The 16,902-nt window shown below is 62.9% G+C and carries 16 protein-coding genes; 2 read left to right on the plus strand and 14 right to left on the minus strand.

All coding sequences use genetic code 11. The annotated features are described in order from the left end of the window. Window positions 1-54: 54 nt before the first annotated feature. The 13 genes from DFR49_RS05255 to DFR49_RS05315 form a co-directional block, all read right to left on the minus strand. A complete protein-coding gene (locus DFR49_RS05255) occupies window positions 55-1,962 on the minus strand; it encodes an ATP-binding protein (protein WP_245968249.1) in 1,908 nt (635 codons plus the stop codon). Next, window positions 1,904-2,344, minus strand: a complete 441-nt coding sequence (locus tag DFR49_RS05260) for a hypothetical protein (protein ID WP_013846889.1) — start codon at window positions 2,342-2,344, stop codon at window positions 1,904-1,906. Before DFR49_RS05260 ends, DFR49_RS05255 begins: the two co-directional genes overlap by 59 nt. A gap of 2 nt (window positions 2,345-2,346) precedes the next feature. Continuing rightward, complete coding sequence (locus tag DFR49_RS22100) at window positions 2,347-2,865, minus strand: hypothetical protein (protein WP_013846890.1); 519 nt, start codon at window positions 2,863-2,865, stop codon at window positions 2,347-2,349. Then, on the minus strand, window positions 2,862-4,343 hold the full coding sequence (locus DFR49_RS05270; protein ID WP_013846891.1) for a DUF3560 domain-containing protein: 1,482 nt from the start codon (window positions 4,341-4,343) through the stop codon (window positions 2,862-2,864). The genes DFR49_RS22100 and DFR49_RS05270 overlap by 4 nt, the downstream gene beginning before the upstream one ends. A 131-nt stretch (window positions 4,344-4,474) precedes the next feature. After that, window positions 4,475-4,669 (minus strand): hypothetical protein, encoded by a 195-nt coding sequence (locus DFR49_RS05275; protein ID WP_013846892.1) that lies wholly within the window; start codon window positions 4,667-4,669, stop codon window positions 4,475-4,477. A 167-nt stretch (window positions 4,670-4,836) separates the two neighbouring features. Beyond that, a complete protein-coding gene (locus tag DFR49_RS21870; protein ID WP_013846893.1) occupies window positions 4,837-5,598 on the minus strand; it encodes a hypothetical protein in 762 nt (253 codons plus the stop codon). Window positions 5,599-5,641: 43 nt separating this feature from the next. Continuing rightward, window positions 5,642-6,103 (minus strand): hypothetical protein, encoded by a 462-nt coding sequence (locus DFR49_RS05285; protein ID WP_013846894.1) that lies wholly within the window; start codon window positions 6,101-6,103, stop codon window positions 5,642-5,644. An 11-nt stretch (window positions 6,104-6,114) separates the two neighbouring features. Continuing rightward, a complete protein-coding gene (locus DFR49_RS05290; protein ID WP_013846895.1) occupies window positions 6,115-6,762 on the minus strand; it encodes a hypothetical protein in 648 nt (215 codons plus the stop codon). A 75-nt stretch (window positions 6,763-6,837) separates the two neighbouring features. Then, window positions 6,838-7,635: a DUF5983 family protein gene (locus DFR49_RS05295; protein ID WP_234703075.1), complete on the minus strand. Its 798-nt coding sequence runs from the start codon at window positions 7,633-7,635 to the stop codon at window positions 6,838-6,840. A gap of 39 nt (window positions 7,636-7,674) precedes the next feature. Continuing rightward, complete coding sequence (locus tag DFR49_RS05300) at window positions 7,675-8,484, minus strand: DNA methyltransferase family protein (RefSeq protein WP_013846897.1); 810 nt, start codon at window positions 8,482-8,484, stop codon at window positions 7,675-7,677. A gap of 166 nt (window positions 8,485-8,650) precedes the next feature. Continuing rightward, entirely contained in the window at window positions 8,651-9,898 is a 1,248-nt protein-coding gene (locus DFR49_RS05305; protein WP_013846898.1) for a hypothetical protein, read from the minus strand. Window positions 9,899-10,085: 187 nt separating this feature from the next. Next, window positions 10,086-10,391 (minus strand): hypothetical protein, encoded by a 306-nt coding sequence (locus DFR49_RS05310; protein ID WP_013846899.1) that lies wholly within the window; start codon window positions 10,389-10,391, stop codon window positions 10,086-10,088. Beyond that, on the minus strand, window positions 10,388-10,864 hold the full coding sequence (locus tag DFR49_RS05315) for a hypothetical protein (protein WP_013846900.1): 477 nt from the start codon (window positions 10,862-10,864) through the stop codon (window positions 10,388-10,390). Before DFR49_RS05315 ends, DFR49_RS05310 begins: the two co-directional genes overlap by 4 nt. 226 nt (window positions 10,865-11,090) lie before the next feature. On the opposite strand from DFR49_RS05315, the gene DFR49_RS05320 reads away from it, so the two are divergent. Beyond that, window positions 11,091-11,342 (plus strand): type II toxin-antitoxin system ParD family antitoxin, encoded by a 252-nt coding sequence (locus DFR49_RS05320; protein WP_013846901.1) that lies wholly within the window; start codon window positions 11,091-11,093, stop codon window positions 11,340-11,342. Continuing rightward, window positions 11,332-11,628 (plus strand): type II toxin-antitoxin system RelE/ParE family toxin, encoded by a 297-nt coding sequence (locus DFR49_RS05325; protein ID WP_013846902.1) that lies wholly within the window; start codon window positions 11,332-11,334, stop codon window positions 11,626-11,628. The genes DFR49_RS05320 and DFR49_RS05325 overlap by 11 nt, the downstream gene beginning before the upstream one ends. Before the next feature lie 49 nt (window positions 11,629-11,677). Here the strand turns inward: DFR49_RS05325 and DFR49_RS05330 are convergent, their stop codons facing one another. Next, entirely contained in the window at window positions 11,678-16,840 is a 5,163-nt protein-coding gene (locus DFR49_RS05330) for a lactate dehydrogenase (protein ID WP_013846903.1), read from the minus strand. Between the last annotated feature and the right edge of the window lie 62 nt (window positions 16,841-16,902).

The following is a 16,902-nucleotide window of genomic DNA, read 5'->3' on the forward strand; positions in this document are numbered from 1 at the left end:
TGGCGTGCCGCGGCGCGCGTGATGACGCGCCGGGCAGGCCGGAAAGAGAATGGGTTATTCGGCGGCGCTGAGAGCGGCCTCGTCGTCATTGTCCGCGAAGCTGGCCTCGACCAGATAATTGACAGCCTGCATCCGGATTGCCCGATCCTTGGGGATCAGCCAGGCGACATGCTCGCGGATCGCCTCGCGGACTCGTTCGAGGACCGCGGCATCTTCGCCGAGCAGCAACATGTTCGCGGTAAAGCGCGCCTGCATGTCGAATGCCGCCTGCTGGGTATGATAGCTGTCGGCATCACAATCGTCGACGTGGTAGAAGCAGGCGGCTTCGAGCAGCCAGGCGAGTTCGCTGGGTGTGATCGTACAGTCGGCGCTGAGCAGGATGGCGACGTTCTCCAATTCGGTCGAGCAGTCATCGGGAACGATCAGCACATCCGCAGGCAGCGAGAGGATTTCGGCAGGTTCCTCGGAAACGGCTGACGCCTGCATGGCGATTTCGAGTTCGATCGCGTCGACGCGCCCGGAGACCAGGACCTGCGACAGCTGCGTATCAGCCGCATAGTCGAAGACGTCGCCCTCGCCCCGGTCGACCCGGAAGGACCATCCGAGCACGCGCGGAAGTTGATCATACCAGGCGTATCCCGCGAAATCGTCGACGGGCTCGACCGGGGTCGCGCCGTGCAATTGTCCCGACGCGAGGGCGCGCGCGGCGCACTGCTCGATATGGGCCTGGTCGGTCGGCATCAGGATCATCGGTTCACCCGCCACCCGCTCGCCGAACATGGTGCTATCCGCTTCCGCGGTGCGCGGCGTCCAGGCCGAGAGCCAGGGCGCGGCTTCAGGGAGGAACACGCCGAGCGCCTTGGCCCGCAGCCAATGGGCATGGGACAGCCGATGGTGACCCTTGTGGGCGATAGTGCGGAAGATCGCCGCCTCGCAGGCCTCGTGCAACGCCTCGAGCGCGGGCCCCTGCACCATTTCCTTGCGTGCAGGTAGCACGAGTTGCAGGTGGCCTGCATCTATGATGTCGACCTTGGCATACCAGCCAGGATCTCCATCCCCGTCATGGATATGCGGCAGCCGGCAAGGCACCGTGAGACCATGGAAGTTGATCCGCGCCAATTCGCGTGGAACATGAATGGTGTCGCTGTAGATGCCGATGTTGCACCCGTTCCATTTCTCGACGCGCGCCGCACCGGCGAGGAAGCTTTCGTGGGGTTGCCTCTTGCCGTCGAGCCAGACCGGCACCGGGCAGAAGCGCGCGGCGTCCTTCACTGCCTGCTCGAGTGCGTTCACCCAGTCTTCGGCCATGTCGACCTCGATCTCGGTGCCCTTGTCGATGGCCGTCGGCGCAAGATCGAGCGGCATGCCGCTTTCCCAGGCGTCGGGGGTGATGGTCACCTGCCAGGCCGCGTCCAGTTCGGCCGCGTGGGAACGGACCGTGACATGGCGCCCCGCAAGGCTGAATACGCCCATGCCCGCTGGATCTTCGGATCGGGCGATCTTCTCATCCCAACCGGAGTCGCCCAGCGTCAGGAACTTGACCGGATCGGCGATGCCGCACCCGTCGTCACGAATACGCAGCACAGGCCCCCGATCGCTCTCGATCCGGGAAATATCGATCCGGGTGGCGCCAGCCCGGCGTGCGTTCTGGATGGCCTCGATGAGACACGCAGAGACCGATCCGTCAAAAAACCTTGTGATCCTTGTCAGCAGGGAATCTCCGACCGTGGTTTGGATAGTGGTGGGGAAAGTCATGTGAGTCTCCGGAAATGCAGCGATCTCATCGTCGCTCCCACATCCCGCCCCCTCCCCTTCATGGCGCAATTGCGCGGTCGAGACGCGGGAAGTCGACGGAATCCTGCGATCGAGGAATGGGCGAAAATGGGATCGGCTGACCGGGCAGTCAGGCGGCGATGCGCCGATAGACGGACTCTCCGTTGGAGAAGCTGCCCAGACGGACAAGCGTCGCGAACCGCTGCTCGAATTTTGGCCCGATCCGGTCGAACCATTGTTCTGCCAGCCCTTCCCGGCCGGCGTCGATGTCGTTCCGCAAAACCACCCAGTATGCGATGCAGCCACAATATTCCGAAATGCCGAAGCGGGCATAGCCGTTCATGGCGACAATCCGGTCTTCACGGTCGATCCAGCCGTCATGGGACCATGCCGAAGGATAGAGTGCGAGCACCTGCTCTCGAAAATCCGCGACGATGAAGTCCCAATCGTCCTGTGCGGCAAGTTCATCGAAATGGCGGGTGTCAGGATCGTCATCGTCCTCGATCCAGCCCGCGTCCCACTGTGCGAACGCGACATGCGCTCCGCTGGGATAGGATACCGAGCGCCCCATGATCAGTTCCCCTCGTCGGCAGACGGCCGCCATGCGGGCGGCTGGGCGGTGACTGGTTCGTCGGTCGGAGCACGATCGGGATCTTTCGGCACGGGTTCCGGCCTGATCGTGGGATGAGCAGGATCGGACCAGTCGATATGATCGATGATCCAGCCTGGCACGTAATCCCAATCGAAAGACAGATCGTAACTGTCGGCAACCACGCTCCACGCCGCCTCGACCGCGCTGGTCCAACCCACGACTGTCAACCGCAGGTCAGCTGTGCCGACCGCATTGCAGGTTCCGCAGATGGCCAGCGCCAAGGCGATGGCGCCCGGGTCTGAACTGGGATGATCGCGCAATGTCAGCACAGCCTCCCAGAGGCAGGCAGCGGTCTCAAGAGCGGATTCGACACTGGCCGTCGGCATGACGCGGCGTTGGGTTTCCGCAGCGGGCACGATCTCAGCCTGTGCGAAAACGCTGCGCGGCTGGACCGCAATCCGTGATGGCTCTGCGGGCCGGGAAGAGACGCCGGTTTTCATGCTGCGGCCTCCTCGGCCGCGGCATGGCGGGCATCGGCTTCCAGAGCGTCGAGGTCGATCGGCAACGGCTTGCCCGGTTTGTCGGTGATGACGACGACGGCGTCCGGCTGGTACATTTGGAGGCCGAGCCCAGCGATACGGATGCGGGCGACAGGCTCGCCGGACCGCACGCGCTCATGCCCCTGCCATTTCATTCGCACGGGGCGACCGTCGGCAGCTATCTCCACCGTTTTGAACACGTCATAGTCGCCCTTTGAATTAGCCGAATAAAAGGCCTGCTCCGTCTCACGGACTTCGTTGGGCTTGGCAGCACTTTGCTTGCCCTTGCGGGCTGCGATCATGCGCAGGTTCCATATCTCCTGAAGTTGTTCGGCCTGCTCGCGCGATGGATTGATCAGCGGTACTGTGCCCGGCTTACCCGCCCGGCGAGCCTTTCTCTCCGGCACGGTGTAGCCGCAAGCCTGCATCAGGTCGCGCCAGTCATCCTGGTTCAGTTCAAGAGAGGATGCCGACGCGATATGCGCCGGAAGCGGAACCGGGCTTTCGAGCCGGAAACGGCCCGCAGCGATCACGGTGCATTTGGGGCTTTCGGCGCCATGCTCGCGGGCAAAGGCCTGGATGATGACCGGGGTGAACTCGCCATCATAGCGAGGCACATCGCCCAGCATGGAACGCTCGAACGCGAGCCGGTGCAGGATGTGCTCGATCCAGCGGCGGCGGTTGGGGCCATTGACGGTGACCATTGCCCCGTCGATGCACTGTTGCCGTGCGTCGCCGGGCGCGATCTCGCCCTTGTCGACCTTGTAGTAGAGATCATAGCCCGACCAGAGTTCACGGGAATCCCTGTTGCGGAGCGCGTCGCGGATCTGTTCGTCGGTCGTGATTTCGTCCCAGATCGCCAGTGCCGTATGGGCTCTATTGATGCCGCGCTGAAAGTCTCGCAGCTCTGCCAGCAAAGTCTTGATCCGGTTGGCGCGGACGCGCGGGTCATTCTTCCTGCTGGCGTAATGCTCGGCGCTGCTGGCGCGGCCGAGCCAGTAGCCTGCCGCTTTTTCCGCCTTTACGGACGCCGTCATGGCCGAGTGCATGCGTTCCTGGGTCTTGCGCGCCCCACGTTCGCTATGATGGCCGACCAGGATCGGCTGGCCCATATAGAAGGCCTGCGACAGTTCGTCTGCGCGGCGTGCGAAGGCGTTGGATTGCGCATGGCGCTTGTCTGCAAGATCTTCGAGCCGTTCAGCTTTCATCGCGGCGCGCTCGGCCAGGGTCATCTCTTCCGCCTCGATCTCGCCAGCCAGTTTGATGGCCAGGTCCTCGCGTTGCGGAGTCCACCTGGGAGCGACGAAAAGCTCCTGCTTCGGAGCCCATTTGAATCCGGCCTCCTTGACCTGTGCATAGGTTTCCGCATCGAGGCGCGATGACGCGTAAATGCGGATCTTGTTGTCCTCTGGACTATAGGTTGCGGTAAAGCTGATCATCGATCGTCCTTTCGAGGGCCCCGCGGTCATCAGATTTCGGGGCGAAGCGGTGCATCTGTGTTCCCCGGAATCATGAAGCCCGGCGCGATGGCCGGGCTTCATGGAAAACAAGGAATGTCGGTGTCGGGGAGCTATTCGCGCAGGTCTCCGGCGGCGAGATCGCCAATCCAGGAGGCCCCCTCCTCGAAATCGGCGTCGTCATCTTCGACCAGGGCGGCGAGCGCGACAGCGCCCGTGCGGCCGAGCTGACCGAGACGCTGAATGGCGGCATAGGCAACCGGAGCGAGCTGCTCTGCGGTTGCGGTATCGATATCGGAAGTGGTCATGCAGAAATTCTCCAGATTGTAGAGGGCTGCGGTCGGAAACGACCCGCAAGGGGTCATGCGATCCGGCGCGTCCGACCAGTCGCACCAGGATTTCTAGGTGGCCGGCTCAACCGCCATTTCAGGCGAATTCGACGCCGACCTCATTCACCGCGGGTTTCCGCTAACGCTCATGGCAGGCATTCCGCCGTCATCTGCTTCGTGGCTCGGTGGTCCGCAGCATTGGCTGCATCGAGGCGGGCTATCCATTCCGGATCAATGCAGGCGCCCTCAACTGCCCAACAGCTGACGGATGCGGAGACGGGATCGCCATTGTCCTGTGGGACCATGAGGAGGCCGTCGGGATCGGCGCCCTCGACATCGTAATCGACAATGCGCACCGTGATCGGCCGGTCGGCGACGACACCCTGAACAAGACCGCCATCAAGCGTGATGACGATATTGGCTTCGAGAGGGAGCTGCTCGGCGCCATTGATCCGCATGCAAAGATCCTCGATCTCGTCCGGGTTCAGTGGTTCGTGTCGGCCGAGATTGCTGGCAATGTCAGGATCGGACCCACAGTGGCGTCGCTGGTGGTCGCGCAACGCGGCAAGCACGGTCGAGAGTTGCCGATCGTTAAGTGCGAGAACCGATATCCCCTGGAGTTCGGCCTTTTCGATCCACACATTGAAGCCTGCGGTTTCGGCGAGATCATCGGGGTCTATGTCGGCAATTTCGATGCTCTGTGCGGTGAGGTGGCGGAATTGCACGCCGACCAGCCCCAATTGCCAGCTGCTCGTATCGACTGGCGGCAAGCCCTCGGCATCGAGGTCGGCGCGGAGCTGGTTCACCATATCGGTCGCGGCGATCTGTGCTTCGTGTTCGCTGGCGTGATAGCTCGCGATCTTCGACGGTGCTGAGAAGTGCGTTCCGTTGGCGACGAAAATATCCATGTCGAATTCTCCGGGTAATGTGGATGCGGGATCGGTGCGCGCATCAGGCGGCGCAGCGGCCAGCGTCCTGACGAAGGCCGAGATCGAAGGCGGTGAGGTTGCCGTATTTCGGCTCGAGACGATCGAAAGCGGACGTCAGGTCGTCGATGTCGATCCAGGTGAAGGCGTCGCCGGGATCGGAGTCGAGCTGGAAGACGATGGGTGTGAAGGCCGCGGTCATCTCCGGGAAGCTGGCCTGGATGATCAAGGTTTCGATCCGGCGCCCGAGGGCGGCAATGCCGGAGGCGAACTCCGCTCGCTCGGCATGCGCCATCGTGAAATAGCGGTCGGGCGCCAGCAACGGTGCGATACGGACGCATGGGAGACGCCCGACATGTTGTGGCCCGGCAACCGTGCCGGTCAGTGCCCGGCGTTCGGCCGTGACCTTGTCGGCGGGGACCAGCGCGCGATAGGCATAGTGCGGCAGCGTCCCCGCGATGCGGGAACGGGTGACGATGATTTCCATGGTGACTGTCCTCAGGCGAAGAGCCGGGTCGCAGCGGCGTCCGGTTGGGGAAGATCGAGATCGCGGCGGATACGTTCAGCGAGCCTGGCAGGCTCGATCAGTTCCGCTACGGAAGCGAAATGGTTGCGGCCACCGACATAGTCCTTGGTCCCCGAGCAGGTGCGGAACATGACCTCGTAGCCCGGTCCCATGCAGCCCAGATCGAACTGGATATAGAGATGAGCGGCATGAATCGTAATTTCGCCCGAGCAGGCGATACCCGCCATGTTGGAACGCAACTCGAATTGCCCGCGTTCGAGACCGAGCGCCTTGGCGAGCCGCGTCATCGCCTTGCGGCCCTGTTTGTGAAAAATGGCCTTCGCGTCGCTGTCATAGTCGACGCCGCGTCGCGCCAGCGTCACCAGGATCGGCGTGCGTTCGACAGCGCCGACGGCTTCGACGCAAGCACGGCGCAACTCGGCCTGGGACGGACGGTTCTCGGTCGCAATGTTGCCGAGATGACGCGCCAGCAGCAGAACCGCCGGATCGCACTCCGCATCGACCTGGTTGCGATGGCACTCGTCGATTGCCTGGATCAGGACGTTCAGCCCTCCGGCAAGCGTGGTCAGCGCGGAAGGGTCGAGCGCCTGTTGAAAGCGAAACGCGGCGTCATAGGACATGAGGTTCTACTCCTGGGGCCTGGGCGCATCCACACGCCCGCCTCAATCTCTCCCCCCTCCCCCTCGATCAGACCGTCACCATTCGTAACAGGGGAGCCGATCGGTCGTGGAAGCATCACGGTCCAGGATCAGGTAGTTGCAGCCCAGTCCTCGCGCGAATGTCAGCGCATGGAAGAGATCAGCCGGTATTTCCGATTTATCCCCGAACGAGGACGGAGCCGTGGCTATGACCCAGCCATAATGGGTATCGGCTATGCTGACGGGACGGTGGCACGGATCGAGTGTAATCCATTCGTCGATCTTTTCCGTCGTCGGCCATGATATATGGCTGGAGGACAAGGCGATATAGTTCCCGATCTCGAGGCGTTCGGGATCATAGCCGAAGTCGGGATCGATCCATTCCATGCGGCTGGTCAGCTGGTCTTCGGGATGGAGGTTGAAATAGTCGCGTATCACCATGGCATCGTCGAGGGACCCCGGATCGCGGCTGTCGTTGATTTCGCCCCATTGTGAGCGGCAGAAGGTCGCGACCTGCACCTGCAGCCCTCGATAACTGACCGCGACGACATTGGTGGTTCCGTGGCCATGCCCGATCGTGGCGAGATAGACGGGAATGGACCAGGCCACGGGCGCCCGGTCGATCGATAAAATTGCGGTATCGAGGTCGGCGATGATCTCCGCAATGTCGGCGTCCCCTTCGGCATGGGAGGCCAGCGCAGCCCTGGCGCGCGCCAGCAAATCGAGGTGCATGGATCGCGGATGATCTTTCATCACAATCTCCTTCTTCATGGGTGATTGAATAATTGCGCGGAGATCGCGCCCGGTCGTGGTCGCGGGATCCGCAACGCCGGGGGACATCAGCGGCTTGGGCATGCCGATGGTCTTCTCGATTTCATTGTCGCAATGCCAGGCTCAGAAGAGGCTGAGCTGGCGTGGCGCGGCACGTTGTTCCGGGCGTTCCACTGTGGACGGCGGCAGAAGTATGTCCATCGGAACGGGATGATTCTCGATTGGACCGGTGGTTGCCATCAGCTCGGTATCGCGCCGTGCAAGTTTCGCCGACCATCCGCCCATGATGTGCGCTGGCGTATACCAGTAGCTGCGTATTTCGAGTGAAAGCGAGTTTCCGACGACCACCACGGCAGGAATGTGCAGGAGACTGAACTGGATATACGCCATGTGGGCGACCCGCGCGTCGATATCGACGGCGGTCACATGGAGGTGCCGCTGATAGTTGATGCCTTGCGCGCGCATGGTTTGTGCAAGGGCGATAACCGTTGCACCCGCGCCGCAGGCAGGTTCCATTGCGCGCACAAAACCTTTGCACGCTATCAGATCCTGGATCAGCTTCGGGCCCCCAAGCGTCGCCTCTGCCATCATTTGACATATGGGCCACGGCGTGAAGAATTGCCCCTTGTCGGCGCTCGATAGTTCAAGGTTGTTATACACCGTGCCGAGCGCATCGCGGGGTTCGGCCTCCAGCGCCATCATGATCTCCGCAAAGACCTGAGGAAAAAGCTCGACGATATCGCGCTCATACTGGCCGACGATATCGAGATAGCGCTTCTCGCGTGCTTCGCGGTTGCGCAGATCCATGCTGTTGGAGATGCTGATCGCACTCGCCTCCATGCAATCCGAAAACAGTCGGTGCAAATCATGGCAATAGGCGCAGGATCGCAACAGCCTGGTCACGTCTGCGACGTGGCGTTCGTGAGGAGTCATGATGATGTCCTGATTGACGGCCGCACGTCAGCGGCTCCAGGGGCCGGCAGACCCAGGTTCGCGAAGTGCATGGCGCACATCGAGAACGGGCAACGCGTTCGAGACGCACGCCACCATGCCAGACCGGGATGGCCGATATGGAACGGCGACGATGACGGTCGACCGATCAGGCGTCGATCAGGGTTTCGCACCGGCTTCGCGGCGACGAATGCACAGGCAACCGCGGCTCGAGGTGGTTCCGGACGAAACCGCTCGTGATCCCCAGCTCGCCGGATGCGACCCTGGCAAGCTGCTCCTCGAAACTGAGCTTGCGCATCGCGGCGGCTTCGCGTGCGGCCCTTGCCGCCTCGCGCCGGGTGTCCTGCCAATGCGCTTTCGCCTCGGCGAAGCCCATCGTGCCGAGGAGACGCCGGAACGCGTACATTTCCTGAGACGAGACCGGAGGCCAGGACGGATTGCGCACGGGCGTGCGGCGAACCCGGCCGGGCCGCCGGGGAGGCGGCAGGGCCTGACCCTCCGCGGCCAGTTCAGCGGCAAATGCATCGCGAAGATGATAGGCGGTCGAGGCGCCGATCACGAGTTCGCGCGCGGCTCGCTGGACGGGCATGCGATCGAGGAGCATCGCGCGCAGTAGCTCTTTCTGCTCATCGGTGACGAAGCGCGCGCTCTCGGCATGGACATGGCGGACCCCGGCGGCATCGCATCCGGGGAGCACTTCGCCCCTGCGGCGCAGGCGGCGGAAGAGCCGGGTCCTGATGCGTGTGCAGCTCGTCCGTGACACGCCGGTGTGCTCGGCGATCTTCTGGGTGCCAAGTCCCTGCAGGAAGAGTTGCTCGACCTGTTTGCGTTTCGCCGGCGACAGCCTGGCGCCGCTATAGGCCTGGCCGCCTCCGGGCGGTGGTAGCAGCGCCTTGCCGCGTGCAAGCAGTTCCCGATTATATCGGCGACGCTGCTCGGAAACGCAGGCCGCCGACACGCCGAGGCGCAACTGGATGTCGATGCCCTTGAGGCCCTTCTTCAGGGCATAGCGTAGGCGCTCGATACCTTCGACGGTCAGGCGACCATGCTGATCGCGCTCCGCGGGACGGTATCCACGCCGGACACACAGCGCCGTCGTAACCGCGTTGGAGGCGCTGGCCTCACAGACCCCGAAATGCTTGCCGATCGCGCTGAACGACCAGTTTTCGACCTCGCGCAGTCTGACGGCCTCATCGAGGGCTTCACCCTGAAGGCGCGATTTGGGCGCGGAGCTTCTATGGGCCGTCGTCAAGCCAAGCTTGTTGGCCTTGACCTGCAGGGCATGGACGCTGCGGCCTGGTAGCCGCGGCGCGATGCCATGTCCTTCGGCCGGATACCAGGCGCGCAGAATGGCGATTTCCTGCGCCGTCCATGGCGCGGATCTGGGAGTGGTCATGGGAAATGTCTCCGAAGAAGGGAGAGCCTGGTGGTCCGTGGTCCCTTCGGACACACTCGCCTGCTCCTCTCCCTGCTTCCCCCTCCACTCTTTATTGCCGTCCATGCCGTGGGCGACTTTCCTGGTTGTGTTCGCCGTCACCCTGATCGGTCAGCTCGTCGAGACGTCAGAAACAGGCTGATCCTCTTCAGCGAATCCAGGGCGCACGCAGGCGGCTGCCCTCGCGGAAGCGATCGGCGCCCAGGGTCGCAGCCAGGTCATCGCGGATGGCCGCGAAGGGCCGGACCACGTCGATCACGGTAGCTGGCTCCAGGATTTCGCCGTAGCGGGTTCCGATCCAGAGAAGGTCGCGATCATCATCGTCAACATCGTCGTCCTCCCGCTGGACGATCGCGAAATAGCTGTTCAGGGGCGCGTCCCATCCAATGGCGATGCTCAATGCGCCATGGGTGCTGGCCGCTTGCGCGAGCGGATCGAGTTCGTGCCGGCTCATGGTGCGTCCATTCCCTCATCCTCGGGTGGGCCGAGACGGTTTTGCATCGCCTGGCGAAACTGGCGCAGCATCTCGGCTTGCTCGGGGTATCGTTCCTCCCACTGGGCGCGAGGGATCAGGAAGCCGACATCGACCAGTTCGCGCCGGAGCGCCTCTGTCACGGTCTGCTTGACGGTTTCGGGAATGGCGAGGGGAAAGGACTGAAACTGGCACAACCAGGAGCAATCGTCGGGTTCCTGGTGCCGCCGGAAATGATCGGCGTCGAAGATGAGATCGGTCCGAACGACCGCATCATCCTTGACCGCGATCACGAATTGACCGCCGGCCGGGGTTCCGTTTCGCGCGGAGGCGATCATGCGTTCATGCCAGGTGTGCGCCGCGGCCAGCGCCACGCCATAGTGGGAGCCGTAGGCAGCGTGGAGGATCCAGCTGACGGGATGGCTGGCGGCACCGAAGTGGAAGGTGATTTCCATGCGGGTGACTCCTCGATTGGAGATGGGACAGAGGTTTGGCGAAGCGGGTTTTTCCGCGGCCAGTGTTCAACTATGCTGCGGGATCGTGGTGGGTTCGCCGGTGCGCTCATCCGCAGGCATACGGACAACGCTGAGAGATGCGCTTTGTCTATGATCGGCTCTCGTTGCCCGCCTGATTTTGACAATCTTTGCCAAATATGCCATATAGTCTCTTAGAGGTGTTCCCATGGCGACAATGAATGTTTCCCTCCCCGATGCGATGAAGGAATGGGTCGAAGGTCAGGCCGGGACAGGCAGATACAGCAATGCCAGCGATTATGTGCGCGACCTGATCCGTCGCGACCAGGAGCGGCGGGAGAAGATCGCAGCCATGCAGACCATGGTCGATGAGTCTCTCGCCTCCGGCATAAGTCCCAATTCCATCGATGACATGATGAAGGAAGCCCGGCGTCGCGCAGGCGTCGGTCATGGCCTATAGACTCACGCGTAACGCCGAAAAGGATCTCATCGGTATATATGTCGGCGGCGTCGGAGAATTAGGAGAAGCCGTCGCGGAAAAATATCAGGCCGGTTTGCATCGGGTTTTTGGATTTCTCTCCGACTTTCCCTATTCGGCAAGAGCGCGCGCGGAAATTTCACCACCGGTCCGGGCACATCCCTACAAGTCCCATATCGTCGTCTATATCATCGAAGGACAGGACATCCTGATCCTCGGCGTCCGTCATGGACGGGAAGACTGGCAGGCATCCGACCAGCTTTCCTGAAATTGCGTTCACGCCTGTGGAACAGGTCTCGCTCTATGACTGGTGCCGGTCAGGCCGCTTGCGGAACCTCAGCACCTTCGTTGCTCGAAGGCGGTGCCAGGATTGCGTCCTCATCGTTCCCCGGCTCGAACTCCCCTTTGGTCGTCGCCAGGTCAGCCTCCAGTTCCGCGAGTTCCCGCAACTTGTCCTCGAGCAAGGCGGCGTCGGGAAACTCCTGGTCGAGACGCGCCTCGAAGGCCGGAAGGCGCCGCTCGTTCGCTTCGAGATCGGCCTGCACGGCGGCAAGTTCGGCGTCGAGATTGAGAATGGAGGATTCGAGCCGGCCCAGCGCCGTGGTCCATCGCGTCTTGTCGGATACTTCGAACGCGTTACGCTCGCCGTGGTGGAGTGCCGCGACAGACGTGCGGATGCCGCGCTCGCCATCGTCGTCCACGGCCTCATAGCCTGAAAGTTCCACATCGATGCCGTTGACGGTGCCGAGCAACTGCCGGGCCTGGCCGCCGTGCAGTCGCAATTCGAAGGCCTGCCTCAGAATGCGTTCGCCGGCGGCCTTGCGGTCGGTGACCATGGTGCCGCCGCAATCGAACAGGACCTCGTCGTGACGCGGAAGAACCCGGCGTGCGATATCGGCCTCCAGCTTCGCGATCAGGTTGGCGCCGTCGATGATGGCGTCCGCGGTTCGCTTGATGGTCCTGCGGATATTATACTGGTCGTCGATATGCGCGTCGCGCAGGCGTTCGAGCCTTGCGACCTCGGCATCGAGCCCAGCCTTGCGCATCAGGCGATCGTCGCCGGACGCCAGCGCCTTTGCGAGCGCGAACTGATTGACGTTGGAGCCGACATCCTCGATCCGGCGAATGGAGCGATCGCCCGACATCGCCATGTTGATGAAGCGGGCTTTTCTTTCGAGCATCTGCCAGTTGGTCGCGTCCATCGAGCCACTGGTCGCATAGCCGTATAGCTCGATTTCGTCGTTCTGGTTCCCCTGGCGCTCGATCCGGCCTTCGCGCTGCTCGATATCAGAGGGTATCCAGGGAACGTCGAGGTGATGCAGGGCTTTGAGGCGCTGCTGCGCGTTGACGCCCGTTCCCATGGTGGGCGTGGAGCCGATGAGAATGCGCTTGCGCCCCTGATTGAGGTCGTTGAACAGGCGCTGCTTGGCGCTGTTCTTCTTATAATGCTGCATGAAGGCGATCTGATCGGCCGGTATGCCCATCTCGATCAGCTGCTCGCGGATCCAGACATAGGCGGAGAAGCCGCGTGTCTCGATGGCGTTCTCGGTGCCGAGATCGGAGAAGATCATCTGCACGGCGCCGGGCAGCGGATAAGGTCGCCCGGTTTCCGGGTCGGTGTAACGATTGTCGGCCGTATCGCGCCAGATACGATGGACGTTCTCGATCAGGAGATTGAGCTTGTTGCCCTCCTCGTTCCCCATCATGGGGTCCACGAAGCGGAGATCGATCGCCGAATGCCGCCCGTCGGTGATCACCGAAAGCAGGATATCGTCGCCCTTCTGGGGTCGCCCGCTGCGGTTCTCGATCGCCTTGATGCGTCCGGCCAGCACCTTCTGATAGGCCTTGAAGGGCGCCCCGGACTGGGCGACGATGATCTTGCGCTTGCCACCCTTGATGGTGGGCAGCCGGACATATTGGCGCAAATCGTCCTTGAGTACGACATCGGCAACGCTGCGGTACATCGCCATCAGGTCGGCGACGTTGACGAATTCGCAGAAGCGCGTGACCGGCTTGTAGCTGCCGCTCGGCTGAAGTTCGAGTTCGGTGCGCGTGTCGCCGAAGTTCGCGGCCCAGGCGTCGAACTCGTGCAAGCCCTTGGCGTGCAGTTCGTCGGGCTGCATGAACCGCTGCAGCGTATACATCTCGCCGAGCGTGTTGGTGATGGGCGTGCCCGACGACAGGATCAGTTCGCGCCCGGGATTGATGTCGGCAAGGTATCGGCCCTTGACGAACAGATCCCATGCCCGCTGCGAGCCGGCGGGATCGACGCCCTTGAGGTCGCCCAGATTGGTCGCGAAAGTGAGTTTGCGGAACTGCTGGGCCTCGTCGACCAGAATCTGGTCGATGCCGATCTCGCCGATATGAACGAGGTCATCCTTGCGGGCCTGCAGGTTCTCTAGCCGCCGCTGGAGTCCTTCCTTCAGGCGCTCGACCCGCTTGCGCGAGACGCGATCGTCGCTCTGAATGCCCGTGATCAGCACCTCGTAGCTGGCGAGCTGGTCTTCGATCAGCTGCTTTTCGAAGGCTGCCGGGGTGGGGATGAACTTGAACGCATCATGGGTGATGATGATCGCGTCCCAGTTGCCGGTCGCCGCGCGGGCCAGGAACCGCCGCCGCTTCTCCTTGATGAAGTTGGTGTCGTCGGCGACAAGGATGCGCGCCGTGGGATAGAGCATCAGAAACTCGCGCGCGATCTGCGCGAGACAATGATTGGGCACCGCGATCATCGGCTTGTTGGCAAGGCCGAGACGGCGCTGCTCCATCACGGCGGCGCACAGGCTGAAGGTTTTGCCCGCGCCGACGCTATGAGCTACATAGGTCGAGCCCGCGGCGACGATCCGCCAGACAACGCGCTTCTGATGGTCGCGCATCTGGATGGTGGTCGACGCGCCCGGAAGCGTCAGATGCCTGCCGTTGAACGTCCGGGGAACGAGGTTGTTGTAGGCGTCGTTGTAGATGCGGACCAGGCGATCGGCGCGTTCGCTGTCTTGCCAGACCCAGGTCTCGAAGGTCGACTTGATGCCTGCAAGCTTTTCCTTGGCGGCTTCGGTGTCGGTGACGTTGAGCTCGCGGCGCTCCGAACCGTCAGCTTCGCGGTGAACATCGTAGATCTTGGGGATATGGGAATTGAGGGCATCTTCGAGCAGGTCCGCGGCGCCGCGGCGCGCCGTGCCCCAGGTCGAGGTGGAACTGACATGTCCGGCGAATGGGAGCTTGTCGACGGTCCAACTCGCAATATCGACGGTATGATAGATGGTGGTCTCGACCTCCATGATCTCCGCGACGAAGGTTTCGATGACCCTGGTAGGAATCCAGGGCGCGCCGAGACGCGCGGTGATCTCGCTGGGTTTGAGGTCGACCGGCTGGACCGCTTCGAGCGCGGTGGCGACGGCATGGAAGCGCGGATCGGCTTCGGCATTCTCGCGGGCAAGAGCGAGCTTGGTCCGCACCGGTCCTGACAGGGCTTCGTCCGCCGTAACCCAGTTGTCGAAATGGGGCGTGGTGCGGACGGGGTCGAGATAGACGTCGTCGGCGAGATCCGCGAGGGCCTCGGCCTCGGTGACGCCGAGCAGGCCGGCGATCAGCGGGAGATCGACGCGGCCGCGCTCGTGGAGCGACACCGCCAGCGCATCCTGCGCCGAGTGGATTTCATGGGCGACTGGCGGTTTGACGACACGTTCGGTGAAGATCGCGCCCGGCGTGCCGGTATCGCTCGCCTCGTCATAGGCCTCGATCGACGCGACCAGCCAGACGTCGGGATCGTCAAGGAAAGGCTGGAGGTTCGGGCGGCGCTGATATTCCTTCTCGGCGCCGGTGTCGGGATCGGCGCGGATGCTGGTGATGGTCCGGTTGATCGGGCCGTATTTCTTCGTGAACTGCCGATAGTGCGCGAGCAGCTTCTCCTGGGACGCCGCATAGGGCTGGTCGTTCAGCTGCGCCCGCAGGATCGCGCGAACCGCATCGCGGATCGGGATCAGCGCCTTGATGATACTGGCGTGCCTGGCGAACAGGCCCGTGGTGCCTCGCCCTGATTTGACATCGACGACGGTCGGCATGCCGTCGACGATCTGGTGCAGAACGCCGCCCGATACGAGATAGCTGCCTTCCTTGAACTCGGCCTCATCCGCCGCCGTACCGATCTCAAGGTCGAGCGAGACGTCGACCCGGTCACGCAGCGACGTCGTGCGATGGATGGGGCGGCAGGTGCCTTCGTATCGGGATGCGATTCCCGACAGGGTAGCGATGAGAGCCTGCCCAAGGTCGATGCCCGGCTCGGCGGCGCAGTGATAGTCCATGCCGAACTGGCCGCTTTTCCATTCATGGCGCCCAAGGACATGACCAGGATTGTCGAGGAAATAGCGGTTGATCCGCAGCGGTCCCTCGCCCTCGTCGCTATCGGGAATATCGGCCAGATCGATCCACTTGTGTCCGGCGCCGAGGTTGTCTGGCTCGCGCTTGCGGAAGAGTAGGATATCGACGACGACATCGGTGCCCGCTTCCTGCCGCATGACCCGGCCGGGAAGACGCACCGCGCCGAGGAAATCGGCGATGGTATCAATATGACTGCGGGCCTTGGGGTCGCTCTTGTCGAGCGAATAGCGCGAGGTCACGAACAGGGCGACGCCGCCGGGGCGAAGATGCTCCAGCGATTTCGCGATGAAGAAATCGTGGAGCGACAGGCCAAGCCGGCCGAGGCTGGTCTTGTTCTGGATGCTGAGGTTCGAGAACGGGGGATTGCCGATGGCGAGGTCGAAGTCGCGCGGCAGCGAAGCCTTGTCGAAATCGATGCAGCGGATGATCTGCCCCGGATAGAGCGCGCTCGCGACGCGGGCGGTGACGGGATCGTTCTCGATGCCGACGAACATCGTGTCGCTCGCCAGCCAGTCGGGCCGCAGCCCCATGAACAGGCCGCTGCCGCATCCGGGTTCCAGAACCTGGCCGCCGGTGAAGCCGAGGATGCGGGCGGCATCCCACATGGCGCGGACAATATATTCGGGCGTGTAATGGGCGTATTGCGTCGCCCGCTTGAGCGACTGGAGTTCGGCATCGGTCGTCTCCGCGGCAAGGCCCTGCCCCAGTTCCTCCCAGCCATCGCGGAATGTGCCCGCGCGATCGGCGAAGATATTGTTCGCAAGCTCGGAGGCGCCGAAGCCGATGAACTTCGCGATGGCTTCCTGCTCGGCCGGCGTCGCCCCTCGTTGTTCGCGGTCCAAGAGGTTCAGCAGCCGGATCGCCTCGATATTGTCCTGCGCGCGGCCCTTCCATGACGACGCCAGCACCCGACCGGCGGCGAAGGAGAAATCGATGGGTTCGGCCGGAGGCGGATCGGCAAGCACCTCCGCCGGTGCCAGCGAGAAGAGCGTGGGCTCGCAAAGCTGGGAGACGATCGCTGCATCGGGCGCTGGATCGGGCGGTCTGGCGGGCTGGTCGAAGTCGAGGCATAGCTGGAGAGCCAGCGCGGATGCACTGTTTCGCATGGAATGCTTCCTTTTTTGGTGGGTTCGCGGGCGCAGCGCGGCGGCCCACAAGCGTGTCGGGC

It is taken from the genome of Hephaestia caeni (assembly GCF_003550065.1).
Taxonomy (GTDB): domain Bacteria; phylum Pseudomonadota; class Alphaproteobacteria; order Sphingomonadales; family Sphingomonadaceae; genus Sphingomonas; species Sphingomonas caeni_A.